Raw genomic sequence first — 22,004 nt, forward strand, 5'->3', positions numbered from 1 at the left:
TGCTGAATAATCTGGTAAGACTTGCTGCTCAACAGAAACAGCTTCTTGTGCAGGTACGGCAACTCCACCATTACGCTCATCTATTAAACCCTTTATTTGAGCGATCGCTTGAGCTAATTCCTGTCTAATCACCTGTTTTATGTCTTCCCCATCAGGTGTAGACGCAGTTAACGCATTTACTTCCTGTTTAACTATCTCCTTAATCTCATCACCATTAAATAACGCTAGCCTAGCTTTTGACTGACCCAGGATTCCCTGGAGCAATCTTGTCGCTGTGTGATTTAATGACTCATTTTCGGAAATCTGCATTGCCGATAAAGCTTTGATTTCTGCATCAGTTAGCTGAATCGAAATTGTTATCTTAGTCATACTTTTAACACCTGTAAATATTAATCTCACGCATTGCTAGCTTTGGGTTTCACCGTTTGCATACAGTTTCTTTGACAGGACTTTGATTGCTTGTCACGAATGCTGTATAAATAACTTATCAATGGCCAAATTATTAAACTTTGCCCTATGAGCAACTTTTATCCTTTATTCTTTAATCTAACTTCAAATCAACAAGTTGCCATTACTTCAATTCTAACGCACCCTTAGCTGATGTATATGTCCAAAATGGGGGTACATCTGCCCCCATTTTCACTTTTGGCTTTGAAATGCTGTTCTACCTCCGCTACCCTTGCAATTTCACATTCCACAAAGTGTAGACTTCTTGGCATTTGTGGGGGTAATGGTAAGGGGTAAAGGGATGAAATTTTCCTTTCCCCTTTAACATGCAAACATGCATCCCAACGTCTTGGCATTTGTTACTTTTCCAAGATGTCTTGTGCCGCTCTAAAATTGACAAATCTCTGATTACAAAAATATGATTCTTGAATCTGAAGAGTTCAGAGTTAGTGGAAATAATTAATATTAATACCTGACTTTATAATTGCCTACTTTTTAGACTGCTCACAAGTCGTTAAAACTAGAACTTACTTGTTCGGTTCGCTGCACTGACTTGTGACAGTGCAGTAGGGAGAGATTAGAGTTGGCTACGGACACTCAACTTCGACAGCAAAAGAAATTATTGGTACAAATGTATTATAGATTATGGTCAGCTAAACTATGCACCTTTTGTGGTTTCGTCGAGATTTGCGTTTAACTGATAACGAAATTGTCACACTAGCATCTGATAATGGTGCAGCAGTAAAGCCATTCTTCATTATTGACCCTTGGTTTTATACCTGGGCTGATGTCGGAACTGCTAGAGTCCGGTTCTTGTTTGAGTCCTTGGAAAATCTCAACTCAAATCTCCAAAAGTTAGGTAGTCGGCTGTATTTATTTGAAGGTAATTCTACAGACATCGTGCAAGAGTTGACTAGGCAGTTAATCATTGCAGGATATAAACCCAAACTTTTCTTTAACCGTGATGTGCAGGTAGAGTACGGTATCAGCCGGGATAAAACTATAGTTGATTTCTACAAACAGTTAAACCTTGATTACCACATTGGACTAAACAACTTTCTGCAATCAGCAGAGCAACGTGACGAATGGTTTAACGAATACTACACCTATCAAAGACAATCCCAGTATAAAACACCAGCAACTATTAATACGCCTCAAATCACACTCAATCTACCAGAGCTAACATTTTTAGAACTCAAACAAAAATACCAGAGCTTTTGGGCAGTCGAGAAAGTTTACTTTCCAGGGGGTGAAACACAAGCACAAGCTCAACTGGACTCATTTCTCAAAAAAAGATATTCTGGCTACCATTGGAAACTTTCTCGCCCAATGCTCTCACAGCTTGGTGCTACATCTCATTTATCACCACACCTGACTTTTGGGACTATTTCAACTCGTACTGTTTACCAAAGCACTAAAGCTAGAGCAGAAGAATTAAAAGCTCAACCTAAAGCAGAATTCTCTCTCAAAACATTTCGAGACCGTTTGCGTTGGCATGATAGTTTTACTGCACGACTGTATTTTCATCCAGAAATTGCTTATACTAACCGCTACAGAGAGTTTGATAAATTATATACACCAGAAACATTATCAGGAGAAAAACAAGAATTATTTCAAGCATGGCTTGAAGGAATGACAGGTTTTCCATTAGTTGATACCAGTATGCGGCAACTCAAAACAATGGGTTGGATGAATTTCCGAATGCGGGCAATGTGTGCCACCTTTTTAACTATCAATTGTGGGATTTCATGGCATCACGGAGCTAAACACTACATGAACTATTTAGTAGATGGAGATTTAGCAATTAATAATTGGCAATGGCAGATGCAGGCTGGTGTAACTAATCCACTTAGCGATATTTTTCGCATCTATAACCCGTCAAAGAATATTGCCGAAAAAGACCCCCAAGGTGACTTTATTTACCACTGGATACCGGAACTGCGGGGCTACAGTTTACCAGAGATTGAGCAGGAGAAATACATCGACGCTAGTAGCTATCCTAAAGCAATTCTAGATTGGTCAAAGACGCGTAAAGTTAATGGCAAAGTTGTTTCTGACTTACGAAAGCAAACTAAACAGCGATTATTAAGCCAAGGTGGAGATGAATACCATAGTGCGAACGCTGCTAAAGTAACAGTTGAGAAATACTGGCAGCATAAAGACAGAGAGTACAAAGAATATCAACAAAAGCTTGCCGAACTACAAGAGTAGAAAGGTATTTTTCAAATACTGCTCTAACTAACAAGCATCAATATGCAATTTTGATACAGGGACGACGGATGAGGTTGTTGTTTTGTTGAAAGCTATTTTGATTTTCGTGGCGACTTGGGTGGTGTGCGATGTGCGCCAAAGTATTTCTCACTACGATAGCGCAGCCATACCCGCAATTGTTGCGGGATCTGCTGTTTTTGTTCTTTGGTGAGTGTGTTGTAAAGGGCTAATGCTCGCTCACGCTCACCCCGACAAGCAGCGTTGTTGTGAGCATCCCAATAGCTACGGGCTACTCGAATCCGCCGACAGACTTCCTTAATCAGTGCATCTCCTGTAAGTGGGATGTTCTGCTTTTTCATAGTCAGATGCCCTAGATTTCTAATGTTATCGTAACGAATTTTGTTCTGCCTCCCTAGCAATTCTGCTACTGACAAACTCTTTCCCAGTTTTGTATTTCCCCTCACTCCAAGCCGAGGCAACCCGATCAGCCTCGTTTCGATTGTTATGGGTAGTAATAGATTGAATGTCATTACCAGTAAATGATATCCATGTCTGCCAAAGAAGAGTAACTGGATGTTGTGCAATCTCTGTGGTCGGTTCATTGTCCTCAAGCACTGATTTTTTCTTGGGGCGACCAAATCCTTTAAACATCGCTTTCTTTAGTAAACACTATTTCAAAATGCCCAAAATAAACACTGCGATCACGCTTGTGTAACATCTGCAATTCAACGCTCACGTTACCCCTGCCATTGCCATATCCTGTCTTGATAACATCGAGCGCTACAGCGGGAGCAGTGATTGGATTGCTGGTAGCAAAGCAATGCATCTATGGTGCTACTTTTTCTTTAAACAGCTTCCCAGCAGAAAACGCAGGCACTTTGGTAGCTGGGATAGTCATTGGCTCATTCGTTTTGGGATTACGCCCCTCGCGCTCGGAGCGATCGCGTCGCTCGAATGACCCAAAACCAATGAGCGTTACCTTATCCCCATTCGCTACAGCCTCAGTCACAACTGACAAAAAAGCACTAATTACTTCTTCAGCTTGCTTTTTTGTGATGTTGGTCTTTGCTGCTACAGCATCCACTAATTCACCTTTGTTCATAAATTACCCTGAAGCATTATAAATAAAGGAAATTTAGCATCACTAACTCCGATCTGGAAAGAGAAAAAGGAATAAATATCCAGCAAAACATGAAAATTAACAATGCAGAACTACTGCTGCATCCTTGCTCTATCCTCAAATTTCCTTACTCAGCACCCCACCACGACATCTGCCCAACGTTATGAATGCTACCTATACTGTGGCAGTGCTTGGGATTGCTTTGCGGTTACTTTCGAGCGAATAGTTTTACTTGGAGCAACGCTCCAAAGTGAAGTGGCTTGGCTGAGGAGCTGGGGAAGCAAATACAATCAATGCCAAATAAAAATGCGTGTATTTCTTACCCAGCAATAATTTGAGGTATTCAGATAATTTAATAATTACTTTAGAGTTCAACAAGAGTGCAAAATCTTATCATTTGCTATTTTGTCACACTCGGATCATAGTAAAGATGTTGATTAAATTCAATTAATATTCAAAGTCAAGAGTGCCATGTCACAAGAAAAGTTTTTTGACGAAGCTCTAGAGGCGCTATATAAAGCCGCGAAGGCATCTGCCAATTTTGTCGAGGCGGCATTAACCTCAAAAGATAGGGATTTTGACTCAGCTTATAAAGAGCGTTTAAAAGTGGCGCTTTCGGTATTGAAAATTACATGGTCTAATGAAGACGAAGATGACGAAGACGACGAATTACCCCACACACTAAGTAACAATTAGAGGACTTATACCAATTTTGTATAAAGATGCATATAGTATCCCCTTGTACTTCCCTTATCAAACTACCCATTATAAGTCCCAGTAGAAGCTCTTTAGTCCGTATCTCTCTCTTTGCACCGTCTTGGCAAAACTCATCTTTTAGTAAAGATAGTGCAACAGCTTAACCCAATGTTTAATTGCACACAACTAGTCATTAAATTTCTGCCATTACATTTACTCAAATATAACAGCATATATGTAGAGCGACAATCTGCTACTTAGTTCTATTTACACGCACTGTAGTCTCTCATAACTTGAGAGATTACAGTGCGTGTGATAAATTTTACTGCCTATCTAGTTAAAAGAGTAAGCCATGAATTGGAAACCCCGTCTTCTCATTAAGCCAATAGCTTTGTACTTAGTAGTTCCTTTCTCTTTGCTCCTGGCAGTAGTCGAACCGCTTGCTAGTAGTGCTAACCAACAATCAAAGCAAACAGGCAAACACTATTGGTACTCACTACCTTTAGGAAAACCTAATTTGAGGGAATCACGGGTATCAAATCAGATAGTACGTGGCGTTACCCACACAGTTATTATTAGAGGGGAGCAATCAGACCGTGATGTGTATACAGTCGATGTAACATTTCAAGCTACCGAACAAGCAGCTCAAACTGCGGCTAAATTGTTGAAAGCTCAGGGATACCAGCCTTACATAAAACCAATATTACAACGAGCGCCTGATGATCCTGAATCTGGTTTACTCGGTTATTTAGTCCGTGTTGGTGCTTTTAATACTGAAGCTCTTGCTATTAATTTACGAGATCATCTGGCAACTGCTGGATATTCAGGACTGCGAGTTGTGAATACAGCAGAAGACGGCGACTACACAACTGGTCCTTGGGTTGTGAATGTACTTGAAATAGATCTCCATCAGCCTCATTTAAAGATTATTCCGGCACTCGCTAGTGGAATTGTTCCTGATAATGAACGTTTGACGCAACTTTCTACTAGAACATCAGCTTTAGCGGCAGTGAATGGCGGATATTTTGTTATTGGAGCAAACTATGGTACTCCAGGGGACTTAGCAGGTATTTCTATTATTGACGGTAAACTGGTCAGCGAAGCAGTTAATGGTAGAACAAGCCTAATCCTTCCTGACAGTCTTGGTCGAGATGCTCGTATAGCTGCTCTTACCTCTAAAATTGTAGCCACTGCAAACAATGGTGTAACAAGAGAAATAGATGGATTAAACCGCAAGCCTGGATTAATTCGGGGTTGCGGTGGTGTAGGTGGAGACATTCCTACGGAAAAGCCCAAACATGATTTTACTTGCACAGATAGCAGTGAACTGATTCAATTTACACCTATTTTTGGGCAAACCACAGACTCAGGAGAAGGTGCAGAAGCTGTACTTGATATGTCAGGTCAAGTCATTGAGTTTCGACAACAACGAGGAGGACAGATTCCTCGTAATGGCTCAGTGTTATCAGCCACGGGTGATGCTGTTGAGTGGTTACGCAATTATGCACAACTAGGCTCAAAGATTGATATTCAGACTCGTATTTTGGCTAATGGATGGGAAGTGTCAAGAAGAGATGAGAAGCTAGGAGTTATCAATGGCGGCCCAAGATTACTACGCAACGGCAAAATAGATATTACTGCTTATGCAGAAGGATTTCACTGGCGGGAGAATCCTGAGTTTTACTATAGGTTTGGGGTAAGGCGTAATCCTCGTACACTAGCTGGAATTACACCACAAGGAAAACTGCTTTTGGTCACAGTTGATGGTCGTCAGCCAACAAGGAGTGTGGGTGCGAGTTTTGAAGAAAGTGCTCTGATTATGCGTTCACTTGAAGCAACCGATGCTCTTAACCTCGATGGCGGTGGCTCCACAACCATAACTATCAACCAGCAGCTTATTAACCGTCCGTCTGATTCTACTGGAGAGCGGGCTATTGCTGACGCTATTGTTATCCAAAATAGAATTGATACTCCCAGACATTGAACAGAGATCTTGATTGGTCTTCCTCTATTTTTCTTGGTTTTCCAATCTTATTCCACATTTTCTAGACAGTTCTTGGGGTAAAGAACTATTTACAGTATTTTTGGAGAAGAAAGACAGCTAGTTCAAAACTATTAGATTGAGTTTGCACTGCATAAGCTTCTTTCTCTAAATCTTGACGATGAACATCGGCATAGCGTAGAAAAAACGGTCGGGCATAATTGCTAGGCTGAATGTCTAAACCTAAAGGTTTTATTTTCCCTTTTCCTGCACATACCTGTGCAGCATGAACAGCTTCATGAATTATAGTCTGAGTTCCAATGTGTAACTCAAACACTACTGGATTAATCCAAATTTTTCTATCAGCTTCTCTTAATAAGGCATAAGCTCCTCGCTTTGGTGGTAACTCAATTACTACTTGAAACCCAAATTTTTCCAATTGATTTTTTAAATTGAGAAATTTTGGTTCAGGATTAGGTATTTGAGAAAACAGAAATAGAGAATTTAATATTAAAAACTTATTCATAGAGTTGGCGTTGGTTGAGTATAAAGTTATTGCTATTCGAAGCAGATTATTGGAAATTAAATTATGATTTCAGTCTCTAAAACACTCAACAGCTTCTCTTCCATAACAGTAAGATAGGGACGATTCAGCTTTCCCAACGACTGCAACAGATTTTTAACTGTCTCCTCCAACGAATCGGAATACACTCGACTAATGCGAGCGCTAATCTGCTGCATCTGCTCACATTCCCCAGCCAGGTAATCGTATGATTTCAGATGCTGCAACCCAATGGTGTACTCGCCATCCCAAAGTTTTACAGTGCAACTGAAATCGTTCACTGCGCTGATAATAGCCCAACACCCACCCTTTCCTCTCAGTTCCGGGTTATCCTTTGCAAGAATTTGGCAGACTTCACAAATTTGGTAAGTATTGGGGACTTTGGTTCTCTCTATTATGCGCTGCACCACATCTTTGACGATCCTACCAGTGGGCACTTTCCCGCCAGCTTGTTCCACCGCCTGTTGCCATACCTCTTGCTGCTGTTGGGGTTCGAGCTTGGTCATGGGTCGAACTTGCCCCTCTGCTGTCGGCAGAATGTCCACAATTTGTGGACATTTGTGCAGGTTATCCACAACAGTAGCCGCATCAATTATTTGATAGGAGCGAGAACGGTTGTAGCCAAATCTATCTTTACAGTATTCTTCAAAAGTCTTGTGCGTGGATCTGTACAATCTGCGATCACGTAACTCGGTCAGCGCCTTTCCTGCCTCATAAAAAGCTCTTTCCACACGCCGCTCCAAGTGCAGCCGATCGCGCTGTTCTTCCTCACTCAGTTCTGGTACTTCAACAGCAGACACATCGATGGTTACAAAATCCTGATTGTCTTGGGGCGATACATCTGGATTGTCTGAGTTAGCTGCTGAAGTTGAATTGGTAGATGCGGTAGAGGTGGATTTGTTGCGCTTACGAGGTGGTGGTTTGGTCATGATTCCACCTCCAAGCTTACAGCGCTTGAACAGATATTGAGTTGTGCCATGATGAGTGTATAACTATATTCAAATTTCTTCCCCAAACCTTTGCTGAGGTTGGGGTTTTTTATTGAAAGTTTGTTGCTATGGTAAAACAGCCTAAAATTTACCATGCAGATGAAAACTCAAGAAAACAAACGCAACTTCAGTTGGCAGCGTGTTGGGTTAGCTATGGCTTTCGGTGCATTAGCTGTCATACTTGCTGGAATTGCTATTGACCGTTGGCGTGTTAGAAACGGATATGCGCGAGATTTTCGCCCAACGGAGAACAGAAAATACTTTATGGTGATGATTGCTGGAAATAGAAGTTATTAAACGATGTGGACAGATGATGAATAACCAACCCAATCAAACAAGCTACACGTCACAAGAAATGCCATGTCCTATCTGTGGTTCCCAGAACTTTGTTTGGGGTCGTACTGTTGGAGAATCAGCAAGTCAGTGGGTATATTTCCGGGCTGATGAAGCTAGCTGGGGAGAAGGTGAAAAGCTACAGGCGCGTAAATGCCTCGATTGTAGCAATGTTCAGCTATTTACCTGATTAATTGATTGGCCGATGAGCAGCTTACAGTAGTGATCGTGAATGGCTTGATGCAATCCGGTGTGGGCATTTGTTGCACCGTTAATTGCTGTTTGTATAACTTGTGGGTCTGTCATGCTCACAAATTTTTTATGAGCATTTGTCTTTGAAATTGCTGGAGACATCGCTTCTTACTAGACTCAGCTAAACTTCCTGTAATTCCTGAACAACTTGAATTTCTAGCATTGGCTCTAATGCGGTAGCTACTGGGGAGTATCGGCAGTAGCAAATAACCACAGCCTCAAAAGCATGATTAGGGATTTCTGGGGCATATTCCTCAACTTGAACTACTTCCCAATCCCCGATTCTGCTGTGGGTACTGGCATCAGGAAACTGTTTATCAGCAAACTTAGCAACTTGGTGATATTCCCTTAGTCTGTATCCTGGCTCAGATTAATTATCCCTAAATCACCAAAGTATAGCCTCATTTTCTTGAAGTTGTTCCAGAAAAACGGGTATGTAGCCGTCAACCTTGGCATATCCACACAACACCACTCCTAAAACTATGAAAAAATCAGTGTGGCTGGGAAATCTAGAATTAGCATTGACAGGAATCGCTTTTTCATAGCCCAATTCCGGTAGAGAACGGCTAACCCAAAGTGCATTATCTTTCCAAAAGTATGGTAAAACTTCTGGCGGATACCAGTCGCCTTCGTCATCATGACTTTCTTTACAAACAGATATACCACCAGCAAAGATATGATACGGCAGTTTTTTACTGGCTGCTGTTGCAGACATGATTAATTCTCCGTAGAGCAAGGGGAATTTCCAGAGCTTTTAAAGTATATTTTTCTTAATTTTACTGATTGAGAAATATTAATTGTTATTTTTTTACACCACAGAAGACTTGTCTTTTCAAACCATCACTTACATATTATTTGAGTTTAAGGGCTGGACTGGTAAAATTGCATCAATCTCAATCAAGGTAACTTTAGCATTTTCAACCACCAGATTTCCCATTAGTGTATCCTGCATAGCTTCAAACTTAGATTCGGCTTTTCCAATCCGTTCATAATGCAGAATCACATGGTAACGTTTTTGTATTGGTTCTCCAGATTCAGAACGCTCAACTGTTTGCCAATCTTTGTTTTGATGCTCCTCGGCAATCTGACGATATTTACTGGCTAATTGTTCTAATGCAATGGCTATGGCGTGTTCTTCGCTTTGCCCACAGCAATGAATTTCATCTGGAGGCTGGTTAAGAGAAGACGACATCTGACAAACATACTGTTCATTATCGTCAGCTTGTACGCTAATTGTAATTGTTCCGGTAATTGAAGTCATAACAGTTAAGATTGTAGTTTCTCATATTACACAAGCCCCGCAACATGAAACTATTATAGGTAACTTATTTGCAGCAGATTCCGACTGAGAAGTGAAGGTAAAAGTTTTAGCCACAGAATGCCTCGGCATAATTGTACTGTTACAATCAACCCAGATAATACGCACCATTGGTGAGTTATGGAACGAGTAACACTACCAGATATTCTAACTCTTGAAGAGGCCTCAGCATACTTAAGACTACCCCCTCAAACAGTTGTGCATCAAACAATGCTTGGGAATATCCCAGGTCGCAAAATTGAAAATGACTGGAGATTTTTGAAAGTGGCTATTGACGACTGGCTACGTTCAAAAAGTGGTCGGGCTGTTCTACTTCAACAAGCAGGCGCTTTAATAGATGATCATACTCTCTCAGATTTGAGAGCAAAAATTTACCAGGATAGGGAGCGTTCTGAAGTCGATGGGGAGTCTGTCGATTAATGTATTTGCTTGATACCGACACCCTCACTCATCTTTATGCTGGACAGCCAAATGTAATTGAGCGATTAAGGTCTTTAGATGATCCAGACGTTGGTATTACCATTATTACGAAAGGTGAAGTTTTACGTGGACGGATTGACTACCTACTCAAAGCTCAGACGGGTGCAGATTTACTTAAAGCACAGTCGCTTTTGTTTCGTAGCGAAGAACTGCTCAATCAACTTTTAATCGTCCCAGTTAGTCAGGCAGCATCCGAACAGTTTGAACGACTGCGTATCATCCCCAAGCTACAAAAAATAGGACGAGCCGATTTGTTGATTGCTAGTATTGCTTTGGCAAATCAAGCTACATTAGTCACGCGAAACCTTCGCCATTTTAGAAAGATTCCTGGTATCCAGGTTGTAAATTGGGTTGACTCATAGCGATCGCATCACGTAAATACCTGAATCTGCATAACTACAGCACCATCAACACATTCGCTCTTCTCAGCAATCTGCCGCGCTACCAGCTGCTTCGCTTCAGCAACCGAACCGTGCCGTAGTTCATGAATGGCTTGATACAGTCCTGTGTGTGCATTCGTTGCACCGTTAATTGCTGGAGAGTAAAGCTTGTGGCTGTGCTATATCACTTACTGATGAACAATGATATTATCGCGGTTAATTTCAATCAGAGAATGTTGCTCAAACAAGTTTGACAGTTGAGATAAATTCAAAGTAAATAACTCCAATAGTTCAGTATTTGTAATATTGCCTGTAGTTACCAAAAGTAATTTATAGGGTTGTCCGCTAATCAAAAAAGAATCGAGAAAATCACTATCTTTAGTTATGACAATACGCTCTTGCTGCATAGAAATAGCGTTGATTTCAACATCTGCGGTTGCGTTTTGTCGAGGTAAATCTCTAGTATGAATGGTATCTACCCCAGCCTGTTGCAGCAGCTTCACCAATCGAGTTGGTAACTGAGCATCAACTAAAAATTTCACTGTGCTACCTTATAAATACTTTTAACTTGGGTCAACCGAGTGGCAAATGCTAAAGCTGCAAAAATATCTGCTTGTTCTAAATCCTCATAATCTGCCAAAATTTCATCAGCAGTCATTCCAGAACTCAGCAATTCTAGAATCAACTCCACCGGATAACGCAGTCCACGAATACATGGCTTCCCATGACAAATTTCTGGATTGATGGTTATGCGTTGCAGCAAATTATTTTCCATGTTTAACTTTCTCACTTTTGTTTAGAACTGTAAATTTTTGAATTAGCCATTGCTTTGTTTTAGTTATCTAAATTATCTCTCAAGGAGTGAATTAGTTAGTGTATCTCCTGTGTGGGCATTACTCATCCCGGCAATGAAGATTTTTTCTCCAAAAAACTCAAAAGCTCCTCCTCAAACGCAGTCAAATGCGGTCGCTTGAGTTCTCCCAAGTGCTTCAACACAGCACGGGCAGCTTCCTCCAGGTTCTCATTCTCCTGCAACCGCATAATGCGATCACCTACGGTGGGCAGTTACGCCATCGCACATCTTCTGCATCTGCTGACATTCCAATTCCAGGTAGTTCAGTGGCTTCAGGTGGTCAATTCTGACAGTGTACTCCCCATACCAGAAAAACAAAAGATTAGCTGGTAGTATTCATGTAACATACTATAACCACATAATACCCTTATGCGAATTGAACCATACGAAGATAATCAACTTGATACCATCAAAAGTCTTTCGCTTCGGGCATGGAGTCCGGTCTTTGATTCGATTCAAAAAGCGATGGATATTGAGGTGTACCATTCATTCTACCCTGATGGTTGGCGTGTAAGCCAGCTTAATGCTGTAGAATCCGTCTGTACTACAGCAGACATGAAGGTGTGGGTTGCCATCGACTCTGATTCAACTGTGGGCTTTGTAGCCGTGAAACTCCATTCAGACAGTAGTATGGGAGAAATCTACATGATTGCCGTTGATCCAGATTCTCAACGTCAAGGCATTGGAGCCGCTCTAGTCGAGTTCGCTCTTAATTGGATGAAAGCTGCTGGTATGTCTGTTGCTATGGTCGAGACTGGAGGAGACCCTGGTCATGCACCAGCACGTTGCATCTATGAAAAGATGGGTTTCGGGTTGTTCCCAGTTGCCAGGTACTTTAAGAAGCTGTGAAGTTCACCATTCCAAACCAACCGCACAGTGTAAGATTTAACTCTTACTTCTTCTGCTCTCCTGTTTGTTACATACTTATAAATTTTTCTACCGACTTACCTATCTTCCAATAGTCAACCTTTATCCCTGATTCCTCAATTGCAAATTAGCAAGGACGATCGCACGCGATTGGTTCAAGGGGGGACAAGTGAGCTAAAGAGCCTGCTGTATAAGCTTCATAGCCCTTAAACCTCGCCGATAATATGCCTGCTTATTCCGAATGAAACCGACCAGTTCCTCGACCCATGCTTGACACTCATGCAAAGCTTCTATCCAATTAAAACCGTATGAACCATTCAGCTATTGATATGGAGATAGTGACCAAGAGATTTCTGCTGCGTGATTTCGTTGAGTTAGATAGATTGTCATTCCTAAACTATCAAGCCGATCCACGCAGTCAAATATTTTCTCAAAGGGGCGAAGCTAGTCCCGAAAATTCAGCACGTTTGTTTGAGACATTTTGCACATGGGCTTCTGAGCAGTCTCGACTTAACTACCAGCTTGCGATTGTCCAACGGCGTGAACCTTACGCGCTTGTCGGTTGCTGCGGATTACGGGGAAGGGGGTATGATGCAGGTGAAATGGAACTGGGGATTGAACTTGCACCAGACTATTGGGGGCGATATGCCTACGCTATCGAGGTTGGACGCGCCCTGCTCGACTTCGGATTTAGGGAACTCAGGCTAGACGTGATCTCTGGTTTCACAGTCAGTGCAAATGTGCGGGTCGCTCGGTTGGCAGGGTGGATGGGAGCAGAAGTAGTTACCATCCGTCCAGGTTCCACATGGATGTCCAAACGAGGTTGGAGCGAGGTCAATTGGCGAATCACAAGAGCGCAGTGGAGCAATTGCTCAAAGTAAGTTTTTGTGCTTACAAGTTGCACAATAATAGTAAGTTATTGTCGTCTCAGATATTAACCCCCAACACTTGCAATATCTTCTTAACCCCCGCTTTTTCTTGCTCCATCTGCTGAACGCGCTTCAGTAAACTGAGGATGTGATCACTCTTCCTGAGCTAGTTCTGTTATTATTTTCAGGATTGAACGTATTTCAGGATGGCCTGAACATTTTCATTTAAAGGATGAACCGCATCTATCATCAAGTGTTCTCCTTCATCATCTGCCCAAGCTTCACTTTTGTAACGCATTCGTTCTACATGGCTCCAACTAACAGTGTCATGCCAACCTGGAATACTACGCTTACGCCCTTCGACTCGCCTACGATGTAGCTCCATATCTGAGCAAATTGTTTCAATTCCATAAAATTCTGCATTATATGATTGCGCTAAATCCTGCCAGCGTTTTCTTTGCGCGGCTGTATTAGCAGGAGTGTCCAAAATAGCCGATTGTCCTAGCATTAGTTGTCTTTGAATCAGCATTGTGAGCAGTGCTTCAGCAGTCGTAATGTAAAATCCCTCCTGTTGAACACGCAACTGTGATAGCAACATTGCCCCTAATATCCAGTCCAGAGAGAATACAGGGATATACAATATCCGTGCAATTTCTTCTGACAGGGTACTTTTGCCAGTGCCAGGAATACCAGAAAATAGAATTAGCTTCATCTATTCTAGTTAGCAGAATCATAGGCTGTTCTCAGACTAGCAGGCAAAAAGCAGTAATCTCAAGAATTGCTACTCACGAAGATGTTAATAAATCTGGGTAATCTAGTTCTCATATTCCGTCTCTAAAACACTCAACAACTTCTCCTCCACCATAGTAAGATAAGGCCGATTTACCTTCCCCAACGACTGCAACAGATTTTTGACTGTCTCCTCCAACGCATCGGAATACACTCGACTGATGCGATCGCTGAGAAACTGCATCTGCTCACACTCCGCAGACAGGTAATTGTAAGATTTAAGGTGCTGCAAACCAACGGTGTACTCCCCATCCCAACTTTTGACAGTGCAACTGAACTCATTTACTTGGCTGACAATCCCCCAGCAGCCACCCTTGCCCCTAAGTTCTGGATTATCTTTGGCTAAGATTTGGCATACCTCGCCTAATTGATAGGTGTTAGGTACTTGAGTACGTTCCATTATTCGCTGCACCGCATCTTTGACGATTCTACCAGTTGGCACTTTCCCGCCAGCAAGTTCTACTGCGGTTTGCCATACCTCCCACTGTTCTTGAGGTTCTAGCTTTGTAATGGGTCGGACTTGCCCTTCACTAGTGGGCAAAATTTGTAATCTATTTGTTGTCAAATCTTCAGGCGGCAAATTTTGACAACAAATTGTTGTCAAATTCTCGTAGACATCAGCTGCTGCAATCAGATAATTTGACTTCTGGCGACTGTGACCAAAGCGATCGCGGCAATAATCTTCAAATGTGCGGTGGCTTGAACGGTAAAGTCGGCGATCGCGTAATTCTGCCAGTGCCTTACCTGCCTCAAAAAACGCTCTTTCCACACGGCGCTCTAGGTGCAAGCGATCGCGTTGTTCATCCTCGGTTAACTCTGGAACTTCAACAGCAGTAACGGAGATAGTTGCTGTAGCTGGGTTTTCTTGGTCAAAGATATCCTCTGCAGAGCTAGCCGATGGTTTATCACTATTGGATGCGGCGGAGGTGACTTTTTTACGCTCTTTAGGTGGTTTAGCCATTATTCCACCTCTTTATTTTCAGTAGCGTTTGCTTAGGTTAGTTGTAAATACATTTGAGGTTATTACAATCACTTCAAGGTAAACCACAATCATAAGTTAATTCATCTTAAGTAATAGACTGTAGAGTGAAATGTTCTAGTAAGAGCCGATTACTAAAACCACAATAAATACAAACTTTAGTCATCTTCGGCAACTCTAGTTTGAGTTTGATATCAAAGCACTCATGCTGATTTCTTTTCAAATGGAAAGATTATACTGACAGATTTTTTTATTTTCTGATCATCTGTAGATTTAGATTCATCTATGGAAGTATTTTGATCTGTGAGTGAAGTAATCTGACTTACAGGTATTTCTGAATTTCCTCCATCGTTGTCTGGAACACGAACTAGTAACTCACCTACTTCGCATTGTAATATTTTACACAACTTGTCCAGCGTATCTAAAGGTATTGACTTGGCTTGTCCATATTCAATTTTTTGAACATTAGTCAACGACATTTCTAGCCGCCTTGCAAGTTCATTTTGGGAAATCCCTCTAGCTTTTCTAATTTCTTTGAGTCTTACTTCCACAGCCATGATTTGAATGCATATAAATAGACTAACCCACTCTCAGAAGTCTATCTATTAATAGTATTTATTGTAAGCATCTGTTAAATAACCAACTGTTATCTAACAATCTATTGTATAACCCACTATTAGTTGGTAATATAAGACATAACAGAGGGCAATCGCCAGTCGTGGAAAACTTGTTGCGATCGCCCTTTGACCCTTTTACAGGAAATCTTATTATGACGCATCCAACCTACACACAGCAAGCGCTCTCCCGCTATAACCTCCCCCGCCTCAAAAGAATCGCCGCTGACCTTGGCGCAACACCCACCGGGGATAAAAGAGCAGCCGACACCTGGATCAACGCAATCCTCACCCACCAATTCGCCCAGCTTCAAAAAGTTGACGAACAAGCCACAGCCCAAGCGGTAGCCCCAGAAGAACTCAGAACAGTCGAAATATCTTTCTACGATCACGAATATTATTGCGGTGACAAGTTGATAGCCGCAATCACCCATGATGACAACGATTTTGTAACGCAACGCTGGGTAGTCATGGTGAACGGTGCGGAAATCCATCGTGCAGCTACCCCCATGCTTTGCGATCGCTACATTCGCATACATTACAAAGATGGTTCATTACCAGTGCAAGAGCAGACCACTATAGAAACACCTTGCAGCACAGGTAATGAAATCATGGCGCAGATTTTCAACGAGTGCGAGAACTGCGGCTTGGAACTGCTCGATGATGGGATTTATACCAGTGATGACGTGAAGCTGGGCGAAGTTGGTTGTACTGATGGCGTTTGGTGGGTCATCCGGGCTTCTTCAGTCCAGCAGAAGGTGGCGTGTGAGTCGGCGGAGTCGGCAGTGCGTAGGCTTAGCCCGTCGCAGACATCGCTGTCTGTAGTGAAGCCTTTGGATTGGCAAGAGCTTTTAGATAAACCGTTCGACCAACTCAGCAAACAAGAATGGCTGCTGATGATGGAATCTGAGCCAGTAAGTGAACTAGTCGCAGCGTAAGGGAAAAGTGGGCTTTTATGCCCACTACCTCAATATGACTATTTGCTTGATCACAGTATAAGCACTTCATTTCTATCTTTTTGGGAGAAAGCTCTATTCAAGCACTCCCAAAGTTTTACCAATCTCTTCATCCACCCATTCATCTATGCAACCCACAATCAGCATTCCCCACGGTTGGGATTATCCACGTTTTACCTTTGGGCAACTAACAACAAAAGGCGTTGTCGTTGGTTTGACTTACTACCAAAAAGGTACATTCCTTGCTGAAGAATTTGGCGAAGGATGGCGTTACACCATTTCACCCAATAAACACAGCGAAGAGGTAAAGCATTACTTGGAAGATGAATTTACTTTGCTATCTCCCGAAGAATTACAAGCACAAATCAAAGCAGAGATTGACTGTCACCAGAATCAAATAAAGTCTCTTGTTAAGCAGTTATCAATAGTAACAAGAGATGGGAAAGATGCCCAAGCTTGTTGATAACTATACAGAGCGTACCTCCTACAAGCTCATGCATTCACTCCTTCGCTGTGGTGGTTATGCTCCTCTGCACCGTGTTCAGTTTTCGTCAAATATTATCCAATATTTGCTGGATCAAAAGCTAGTGCAGGTGTAAAACACGGGTCACAGTTTTTTGTTGTCGGTCGTCGAGCGTAATTGAATTTAGGAGTAATAAATCATGTCTCGTCCCAATTTGTACACATTAGTTGATGCTGCAATATTTATCCTTAACGAGATTGCGGCACACCCCGATTTTCTAACACTTGAGTATTACCCAGATTTAACAATTGGTGATGCTCAAACTGCACTTTCTTGTCTGAAGCAAGAGCTAGAAGATAATCAAAAACTTGATGTTGTACCATAAATTCCTGTTTCAAACAATAGTAACATCTGAATAAGTACCATTCTTTCAATGAGATTTGAAATTAACCAAATTGTTGAAGTTGTTGATAGTAAGCCTGTTATCCTCTCTACCAATATTAGGCTTTTAACACCATCTGCTAACTTGTATTCCTTAGCTAGAGACTACATAGAAGAGTACGAAGATTACGGGTTTGTCCAACGCAATCAATATTCTGGTTACAGAATTAAGAACAACAAACGTCGTCGTTACACCATCGTTCTCATTTCTCAACAGGACAGATTAATTATCTGTTCCCAACTCAAAACAAACATTGAAAGCAAATTGTTTCCTTACTTATGGGAGACGGTAATTACCAATGTTGAAGGATTACACCACTTTTTTCAAGTCTGGAATAACAACTCAAATTGAGCATTGAGGAGCAAAACATGAGTACTGAAATTAAACTAGGACTTTGTAATCCACCCGAACCCATCTATTTATATGTCAAGAACGCAGAGTTAGGTGGGGAATCTTATCTGTGGTATCACTACGATATTGACAAAGATAAAACTATCCCTGTTACCCAAAGAGCATTAACTGGGTATTTGTCATCACTGCGATTGACAACAAAAGAATTCAAGGGGAAAGACAATATGAAATTGGATATTGTTGTCAATACCGATGAACTTTATGTTATAAGAACTGGGCTAGAAACCAACTTTGCTAAAAGCTTTCTTCTGGCTGCATCGTTAGTCCAAGACTTTGAGAAACCACTAATTATTGCTGCTACTGGTGGTGAAGAGAATACTGTTTTCTGTAATCTTTACGATGCAGTGACTAAAACCAAAATCAAAAGAGAATGGAATAAAGATGCTGATTGGGCAAGCATCATTCATGATATTCAATCTCTTTTAGGCGACACATCCTCAACTATTCCACTAACGTCAAAACTTAGCGTAGTTCCCCAACCAATCCACCCACAGGATTTGCGAGTAAAAAACATTCGCACTCTACTTGATTATCCGTTAGATTTAGTCAAAGAGTGGTTGCGATTTCAAGACGTTGAGCTTCCTAGTTCATTACCTGAAGGAAAGATTGATGAACTTATCAAAACCATGTGTTTAGCTTGGGCATCTGATAAGTGTGAGCATCCCAATCATGCAGAGTATTCATATCAAAATCTTGTTGTTGATGCAGTAGCCAATAGTACTGATGAGCTAACAGCAATTAAGACATGGATGCAACACTTGCAAACATCAAAAGCTGGGGCAATGTAACGCGTTTCTGAATATATAAGTCAGTAAAACTATCACTTCTGACTTCTATAACACTCTAATAATTACACAGGAACTACCAAGATGAGAGTCATCATTACAGTTGTTGAAAAAATCACAAGTGAAGCCCATATCGATATTCCTGATGGGCTTGATGAATCTGCTATCAAACAACACATCACTGACTTATACAACAACGGGGAAATGCTGACTGATTTGAATATCTTTCAAGTCAACTTTGAATCAATCAGCGCTCGGATTATCAAAGACCAATCTCCGAATCATTCCATATCTGCATAATTTTTTGAGAGTTGAATATGATTGTCAAAACTACAAAATGGACTGAAGCAGAACTCACAATCCTTGAGGCAAAAGCTGAACTTTATACCCCCAAACAAATTGCCTCAATTCTCAAGAGACACGGCTATTTCCGCACTCCCGATGCTATTGCTACTAAGCTTTGGAGTTTGGGTTACTCCACACGCCCATTTCTTGATAACTACAGTGCTGCTGAAATTGCTCGTATTCTTTGTGTTCATCGCACCACTGTTTCTGGTTGGGTACGGCGTGGTTGGCTCTCTACTGGTAGGCATTCTGTTAGATATTACCAAATTCGGAAATGGCATCTTAAACGGTTTTTTGACAACCCACCACAACATCTCAAAAAACGTATTGCCGAAATCGACCCAGAAGCCATTAACTACTTGTTGGGGAGACGTGCATCATGATTGACCAAATTAATGCACTGTATCTGTGCTGGTATCTGTCTCCACCTTGGGGTTATTGCATTCCAAGAGTTGAAGTCAATCTGCTGGAGAGAGTCTATATCTGTACTATCAAAACATTTGGCTACTGTTGTGGTATTCGCTGGGAACAAGGCCGATGGATTTATGCAGTTGTTTGCAACGAGGACATCATTTACACCACCGAACACGAGATTATCGGCACTGGTAAGATGCAACTGGCTGCTATAGAAAAACCTGCTTTTGTACTGGGCGATCGCGTCATGTTGCGTTCCGATGACGAGGGTACAAGGCAGCGTATAGTTCTGGGAACTCAACTGCTCAACAGGACTTGGTTTTACTACGTCGAGTGGATGCCCTCTGCATTAGAAGAAGTTACTACTCTTGATGACCGACTAGTTTTTGTATCCCAACTCGACTTGGTACGAGTGCTTTATTAGCGATTGCTCTGTGTCTGAAGTTTTTAAATCATTAGGACTACTATATGAGTTTCTCATTCAACCAAAGTGTTTTAATCACCAAAGATCATTCCATTCATTGCCCCAGCTTTCCCTCCTGTCGAGAAGCGACTGCAAACTTTGGTCGAGGCAATGAAGACTTTGGCTGAACTTACAGGTGGTAGGCTCAACCCTGACCTCGAACAGCATTTTCTAGACTGTGCCGCCAATCTCTTAGCTGAACATAATCGGCAATACCCAAGCCAATTTGTCAGTAAAAAGCCACGGCTAATAGTCAAAAAGTGAAACGACCGCACACAAGAGAGAGAAAGCGCGGTCGCAAGCCTCGGTATGTGGTGGATGTTTGCTTTTAGGCTAACAGTTTTTGGTTTGAACCTCACATCTAAAAGGGCATTTCTCCCTACTCTTTCTCCTCCATTTCAAAAATTACTCTCCGCAAGTAATCTCCGAGTACACAAGTAAAAATTATGTCTCAAATTGAAATTGCACAAATTATCGAACAGATAAAACAAGAGATTTCAGTAGACGCTTCGGGACGGGGTAAGGCCAGTATTAGAGCTACAGCAAGACTCGCTGGAGTTGATGCGACTGGATTAGTCAGAAGTCTCAAAACAGCCGTAGACAATTCTGGTTCTAAATTGGTTGAAAAGCTCATCCGTAAAGGGTTTGAAGGTGTAGAGATTTTAGACTGGTCGCAGTCTGGTATTCCTGATGTAGCTGTTGCTGCTATTCTCCATTACTACGGTTACGAAGCTGGTAAAAGGTGTAGTCTCCAAGCAAAACTCGCCTGTGAAGCCTTTGAAAGTGCCGGTGTTCGCGCTTGGATGCAAGATATCACGGGCTGGACTAAACCTGCCGCACCTGCCGAGACAGCAATGACCCAAATACAGTTACTCGCTGCGATCGCTAAACATTTGGCAGAACAAGAACAGCGCTTATTAGAGCAACAACAGCAACAAACTGAAGTACTTGCAAGGCTGAAAGCAGTAGAAATTGAACAAGATCGTTTCAATACTCCATGCGGTCATAAGTATAGCATTGTCGGTTTTGCTACTCTACAAGGATTAGAAATATCAGTGAAGGAAGCGAGTGCGAAGGGGAGAAGGGCCAGTGCTTTGTGTCGCAAACAAAATATCGAAATCGAGCGCATACATGACCCACGCTTTGGACGAGTTGGGCTGTACCCCGAAAGTGTGCTGATCGAAGTTTTCTGTGCCAACCAAAATTAACGAATGGAGAAAATATCATGCAACAACTTAATCTATTTCAAGAATCCTCACCAATTTTACCCGTCACCTACTACCCCGACTTCTTGACTCCTGAACAAGCAAACGAACTCTACCAACACTGCCTACAACTGGAATGGCGGCAAAACCAAATCAAAATGGTGGGGAAAATTATCCCTGTGCCTCTCCGAAGGGAGACGCTACGCGAACGCCTGGAATGCATCTATGGTGATGCAGGCTGTGATTACCTGTACTCCAACAGCGTGTTTTTGAAACCCCTGAATTGGACAGAAGCCCTGTCTAGGGTACGCGATGGGCTGCGCTCCGCCGTAGGCGATCGCATCACCGCATTGACTGGTTATAACTTCCGTATCGTCATCGGCAACCAGTACCGCACAGGGCAAGATTCGATTGGGTGGCACGCAGATAACAAGGAATCAATGGGGCTTAACCCAGCCATCGCATCTGTGAGTCTTGGTAGTGTTCGCAAGTTTCAAATCAAACCCAGGAATGGCAAATCTACTGATTTATGGTTAGAACACGGCAGCTTGCTTGTGATGCATCCTGGTTGCCAATTAACGCACCTTCATCAAGTTCCCAAAACCAACAAAGTAGCAAAGTCTGCCGGACAGAATCTTCTGCCCGGCGAGCTTTGCGTTAGAACACGTATTAATCTCACTTTCCGACCACACACCGGAGGGAAATAAGAGGGTAAGGGGAAAGGAGGAAGAATTTTAACCCTTTCCCTTTAACCTTTCCCTAGTCTGAAAGACTCTCAAA

36 protein-coding genes are annotated in these 22,004 nt (G+C 42.0%); 21 read left to right on the forward strand and 15 right to left on the reverse strand.

Features of this window, described 5'->3' with window-relative positions:
• A partial coding sequence (locus tag HCR01_RS31400) for a hypothetical protein (protein WP_193199914.1) occupies positions 1-369 on the reverse strand: 369 nt, incomplete at its 3' end.
• A gap of 738 nt (positions 370-1,107) precedes the next feature.
• On the opposite strand from HCR01_RS31400, the gene HCR01_RS31405 reads away from it, so the two are divergent.
• Complete coding sequence (locus tag HCR01_RS31405) at positions 1,108-2,658, forward strand: FAD-binding domain-containing protein (RefSeq protein WP_193199915.1); 1,551 nt, start codon at positions 1,108-1,110, stop codon at positions 2,656-2,658.
• Positions 2,659-2,750: 92 nt separating this feature from the next.
• Here HCR01_RS31405 and HCR01_RS31410 read toward each other — a convergent pair whose 3' ends face one another.
• The 4 genes from HCR01_RS31410 to HCR01_RS31425 are packed head-to-tail and all read right to left on the reverse strand — an operon-like array spanning position 2,751 to position 3,760.
• Positions 2,751-3,017 carry a Precorrin-3B methylase gene (locus HCR01_RS31410; protein WP_193199916.1) on the reverse strand — a complete coding sequence of 89 codons (267 nt, stop codon included), beginning with the start codon at positions 3,015-3,017 and terminating at the stop codon, positions 2,751-2,753.
• Between the two features lie 25 nt (positions 3,018-3,042).
• The gene (locus HCR01_RS31415; RefSeq protein ID WP_193199917.1) at positions 3,043-3,309 is read right to left on the reverse strand and encodes a hypothetical protein; all 267 of its coding nucleotides are present in this window, start codon (positions 3,307-3,309) and stop codon (positions 3,043-3,045) included.
• Complete coding sequence (locus HCR01_RS31420; RefSeq protein WP_193199918.1) at positions 3,302-3,484, reverse strand: hypothetical protein; 183 nt, start codon at positions 3,482-3,484, stop codon at positions 3,302-3,304. The genes HCR01_RS31415 and HCR01_RS31420 overlap by 8 nt, the downstream gene beginning before the upstream one ends.
• Positions 3,485-3,760, reverse strand: coding sequence for an HU family DNA-binding protein (locus tag HCR01_RS31425; protein ID WP_193199919.1), 276 nt, complete (start codon positions 3,758-3,760; stop codon positions 3,485-3,487).
• A gap of 489 nt (positions 3,761-4,249) precedes the next feature.
• Here HCR01_RS31425 and HCR01_RS31430 point away from each other — a divergent pair, with 489 nt between their 5' ends.
• Positions 4,250-4,474, forward strand: a complete 225-nt coding sequence (locus HCR01_RS31430; RefSeq protein ID WP_193199920.1) for a hypothetical protein — start codon at positions 4,250-4,252, stop codon at positions 4,472-4,474.
• A gap of 352 nt (positions 4,475-4,826) precedes the next feature.
• Positions 4,827-6,458 carry a phosphodiester glycosidase family protein gene (locus HCR01_RS31435; protein ID WP_193199921.1) on the forward strand — a complete coding sequence of 544 codons (1,632 nt, stop codon included), beginning with the start codon at positions 4,827-4,829 and terminating at the stop codon, positions 6,456-6,458.
• A gap of 85 nt (positions 6,459-6,543) precedes the next feature.
• Here the strand turns inward: HCR01_RS31435 and HCR01_RS31440 are convergent, their stop codons facing one another.
• Entirely contained in the window at positions 6,544-6,981 is a 438-nt protein-coding gene (locus HCR01_RS31440; protein ID WP_193199922.1) for a hypothetical protein, read from the reverse strand.
• 56 nt (positions 6,982-7,037) lie between these two features.
• The gene (locus tag HCR01_RS31445; RefSeq protein ID WP_193199923.1) at positions 7,038-7,946 is read right to left on the reverse strand and encodes a hypothetical protein; all 909 of its coding nucleotides are present in this window, start codon (positions 7,944-7,946) and stop codon (positions 7,038-7,040) included.
• 153 nt (positions 7,947-8,099) lie between these two features.
• Between HCR01_RS31445 and HCR01_RS31450 the strand changes: the two genes are divergently transcribed.
• The gene (locus HCR01_RS31450) at positions 8,100-8,303 is read left to right on the forward strand and encodes a hypothetical protein (protein WP_193199924.1); all 204 of its coding nucleotides are present in this window, start codon (positions 8,100-8,102) and stop codon (positions 8,301-8,303) included.
• Positions 8,304-8,316: 13 nt separating this feature from the next.
• Positions 8,317-8,529: a hypothetical protein gene (locus HCR01_RS31455; protein ID WP_193199925.1), complete on the forward strand. Its 213-nt coding sequence runs from the start codon at positions 8,317-8,319 to the stop codon at positions 8,527-8,529.
• Here HCR01_RS31455 and HCR01_RS31460 read toward each other — a convergent pair.
• The 3 genes from HCR01_RS31460 to HCR01_RS31470 form a co-directional block, all read right to left on the reverse strand.
• Positions 8,514-8,693 (reverse strand): hypothetical protein, encoded by a 180-nt coding sequence (locus HCR01_RS31460; RefSeq protein WP_193199926.1) that lies wholly within the window; start codon positions 8,691-8,693, stop codon positions 8,514-8,516. The two genes, HCR01_RS31455 and HCR01_RS31460, sit on opposite strands and share 16 nt — an antisense overlap.
• A gap of 283 nt (positions 8,694-8,976) precedes the next feature.
• A complete protein-coding gene (locus HCR01_RS31465) occupies positions 8,977-9,306 on the reverse strand; it encodes a hypothetical protein (RefSeq protein ID WP_193199927.1) in 330 nt (109 codons plus the stop codon).
• 129 nt (positions 9,307-9,435) lie between these two features.
• A complete protein-coding gene (locus tag HCR01_RS31470) occupies positions 9,436-9,852 on the reverse strand; it encodes a hypothetical protein (RefSeq protein ID WP_193199928.1) in 417 nt (138 codons plus the stop codon).
• A 177-nt stretch (positions 9,853-10,029) separates the two neighbouring features.
• On the opposite strand from HCR01_RS31470, the gene HCR01_RS31475 reads away from it, so the two are divergent.
• Together HCR01_RS31475 and HCR01_RS31480 are read left to right on the forward strand one after the other, a co-directional pair.
• A complete protein-coding gene (locus tag HCR01_RS31475; protein WP_193199929.1) occupies positions 10,030-10,329 on the forward strand; it encodes a helix-turn-helix domain-containing protein in 300 nt (99 codons plus the stop codon).
• Entirely contained in the window at positions 10,329-10,751 is a 423-nt protein-coding gene (locus tag HCR01_RS31480; protein ID WP_193199930.1) for a type II toxin-antitoxin system VapC family toxin, read from the forward strand. Before HCR01_RS31475 ends, HCR01_RS31480 begins: the two co-directional genes overlap by 1 nt.
• Before the next feature lie 206 nt (positions 10,752-10,957).
• Here the strand turns inward: HCR01_RS31480 and HCR01_RS31485 are convergent, their stop codons facing one another.
• Together HCR01_RS31485 and HCR01_RS31490 are read right to left on the reverse strand one after the other, a co-directional pair.
• Entirely contained in the window at positions 10,958-11,311 is a 354-nt protein-coding gene (locus HCR01_RS31485) for a DUF5615 family PIN-like protein (protein WP_193199931.1), read from the reverse strand.
• Positions 11,308-11,544 (reverse strand): DUF433 domain-containing protein, encoded by a 237-nt coding sequence (locus HCR01_RS31490; RefSeq protein WP_193199932.1) that lies wholly within the window; start codon positions 11,542-11,544, stop codon positions 11,308-11,310. Before HCR01_RS31490 ends, HCR01_RS31485 begins: the two co-directional genes overlap by 4 nt.
• 209 nt (positions 11,545-11,753) lie before the next feature.
• Here HCR01_RS31490 and HCR01_RS31495 point away from each other — a divergent pair, with 209 nt between their 5' ends.
• The 3 genes from HCR01_RS31495 to HCR01_RS31505 all read left to right on the forward strand — a co-directional run bounded on the left by HCR01_RS31495 (position 11,754) and on the right by HCR01_RS31505 (position 13,370).
• Positions 11,754-11,912, forward strand: coding sequence for a hypothetical protein (locus HCR01_RS31495; protein ID WP_193199933.1), 159 nt, complete (start codon positions 11,754-11,756; stop codon positions 11,910-11,912).
• Between the two features lie 79 nt (positions 11,913-11,991).
• Positions 11,992-12,471, forward strand: a complete 480-nt coding sequence (locus tag HCR01_RS31500) for a GNAT family N-acetyltransferase (RefSeq protein WP_193199934.1) — start codon at positions 11,992-11,994, stop codon at positions 12,469-12,471.
• Between the two features lie 326 nt (positions 12,472-12,797).
• Positions 12,798-13,370 (forward strand): GNAT family N-acetyltransferase, encoded by a 573-nt coding sequence (locus HCR01_RS31505; RefSeq protein ID WP_226889777.1) that lies wholly within the window; start codon positions 12,798-12,800, stop codon positions 13,368-13,370.
• Between the two features lie 172 nt (positions 13,371-13,542).
• Here the strand turns inward: HCR01_RS31505 and HCR01_RS31510 are convergent, their stop codons facing one another.
• The 3 genes from HCR01_RS31510 to HCR01_RS31520 all read right to left on the reverse strand — a co-directional run bounded on the left by HCR01_RS31510 (position 13,543) and on the right by HCR01_RS31520 (position 15,683).
• Positions 13,543-14,070 carry an AAA family ATPase gene (locus HCR01_RS31510; RefSeq protein WP_193199935.1) on the reverse strand — a complete coding sequence of 176 codons (528 nt, stop codon included), beginning with the start codon at positions 14,068-14,070 and terminating at the stop codon, positions 13,543-13,545.
• Positions 14,071-14,172: 102 nt separating this feature from the next.
• Complete coding sequence (locus HCR01_RS31515; protein WP_193199936.1) at positions 14,173-15,108, reverse strand: hypothetical protein; 936 nt, start codon at positions 15,106-15,108, stop codon at positions 14,173-14,175.
• A 221-nt stretch (positions 15,109-15,329) separates the two neighbouring features.
• Positions 15,330-15,683 carry a helix-turn-helix domain-containing protein gene (locus HCR01_RS31520; protein ID WP_193199937.1) on the reverse strand — a complete coding sequence of 118 codons (354 nt, stop codon included), beginning with the start codon at positions 15,681-15,683 and terminating at the stop codon, positions 15,330-15,332.
• Positions 15,684-15,844: 161 nt separating this feature from the next.
• On the opposite strand from HCR01_RS31520, the gene HCR01_RS31525 reads away from it, so the two are divergent.
• The 11 genes from HCR01_RS31525 to HCR01_RS31575 all read left to right on the forward strand — a co-directional run bounded on the left by HCR01_RS31525 (position 15,845) and on the right by HCR01_RS31575 (position 21,931).
• Positions 15,845-16,678: a hypothetical protein gene (locus HCR01_RS31525; RefSeq protein WP_320073223.1), complete on the forward strand. Its 834-nt coding sequence runs from the start codon at positions 15,845-15,847 to the stop codon at positions 16,676-16,678.
• Between the two features lie 145 nt (positions 16,679-16,823).
• Complete coding sequence (locus tag HCR01_RS31530) at positions 16,824-17,159, forward strand: hypothetical protein (RefSeq protein ID WP_193199938.1); 336 nt, start codon at positions 16,824-16,826, stop codon at positions 17,157-17,159.
• Positions 17,160-17,358: 199 nt separating this feature from the next.
• Positions 17,359-17,544 carry a hypothetical protein gene (locus HCR01_RS31535; RefSeq protein WP_193199939.1) on the forward strand — a complete coding sequence of 62 codons (186 nt, stop codon included), beginning with the start codon at positions 17,359-17,361 and terminating at the stop codon, positions 17,542-17,544.
• 48 nt (positions 17,545-17,592) lie between these two features.
• Positions 17,593-17,952, forward strand: coding sequence for a hypothetical protein (locus HCR01_RS31540; protein WP_193199940.1), 360 nt, complete (start codon positions 17,593-17,595; stop codon positions 17,950-17,952).
• A 17-nt stretch (positions 17,953-17,969) separates the two neighbouring features.
• Positions 17,970-18,800 carry a hypothetical protein gene (locus HCR01_RS31545; protein WP_193199941.1) on the forward strand — a complete coding sequence of 277 codons (831 nt, stop codon included), beginning with the start codon at positions 17,970-17,972 and terminating at the stop codon, positions 18,798-18,800.
• Between the two features lie 81 nt (positions 18,801-18,881).
• Positions 18,882-19,097: a hypothetical protein gene (locus tag HCR01_RS31550; protein ID WP_193199942.1), complete on the forward strand. Its 216-nt coding sequence runs from the start codon at positions 18,882-18,884 to the stop codon at positions 19,095-19,097.
• Between the two features lie 17 nt (positions 19,098-19,114).
• The gene (locus HCR01_RS31555) at positions 19,115-19,525 is read left to right on the forward strand and encodes a terminase gpP N-terminus-related DNA-binding protein (protein ID WP_193199943.1); all 411 of its coding nucleotides are present in this window, start codon (positions 19,115-19,117) and stop codon (positions 19,523-19,525) included.
• Positions 19,522-19,980: a DUF1392 family protein gene (locus HCR01_RS31560; RefSeq protein WP_193199944.1), complete on the forward strand. Its 459-nt coding sequence runs from the start codon at positions 19,522-19,524 to the stop codon at positions 19,978-19,980. Before HCR01_RS31555 ends, HCR01_RS31560 begins: the two co-directional genes overlap by 4 nt.
• A 150-nt stretch (positions 19,981-20,130) precedes the next feature.
• Positions 20,131-20,283, forward strand: a complete 153-nt coding sequence (locus HCR01_RS31565) for a hypothetical protein (RefSeq protein ID WP_193199945.1) — start codon at positions 20,131-20,133, stop codon at positions 20,281-20,283.
• A 182-nt stretch (positions 20,284-20,465) separates the two neighbouring features.
• Positions 20,466-21,227: a hypothetical protein gene (locus HCR01_RS31570; RefSeq protein ID WP_193199946.1), complete on the forward strand. Its 762-nt coding sequence runs from the start codon at positions 20,466-20,468 to the stop codon at positions 21,225-21,227.
• A 17-nt stretch (positions 21,228-21,244) separates the two neighbouring features.
• Positions 21,245-21,931 carry an alpha-ketoglutarate-dependent dioxygenase AlkB family protein gene (locus HCR01_RS31575; protein ID WP_193199947.1) on the forward strand — a complete coding sequence of 229 codons (687 nt, stop codon included), beginning with the start codon at positions 21,245-21,247 and terminating at the stop codon, positions 21,929-21,931.
• The last annotated feature ends 73 nt before the right edge of the window (positions 21,932-22,004 follow it).

Source organism: Nostoc sp. MG11 (assembly GCF_014904695.1).
Taxonomy (GTDB): Bacteria; Cyanobacteriota; Cyanobacteriia; order Cyanobacteriales; family Nostocaceae; genus Komarekiella.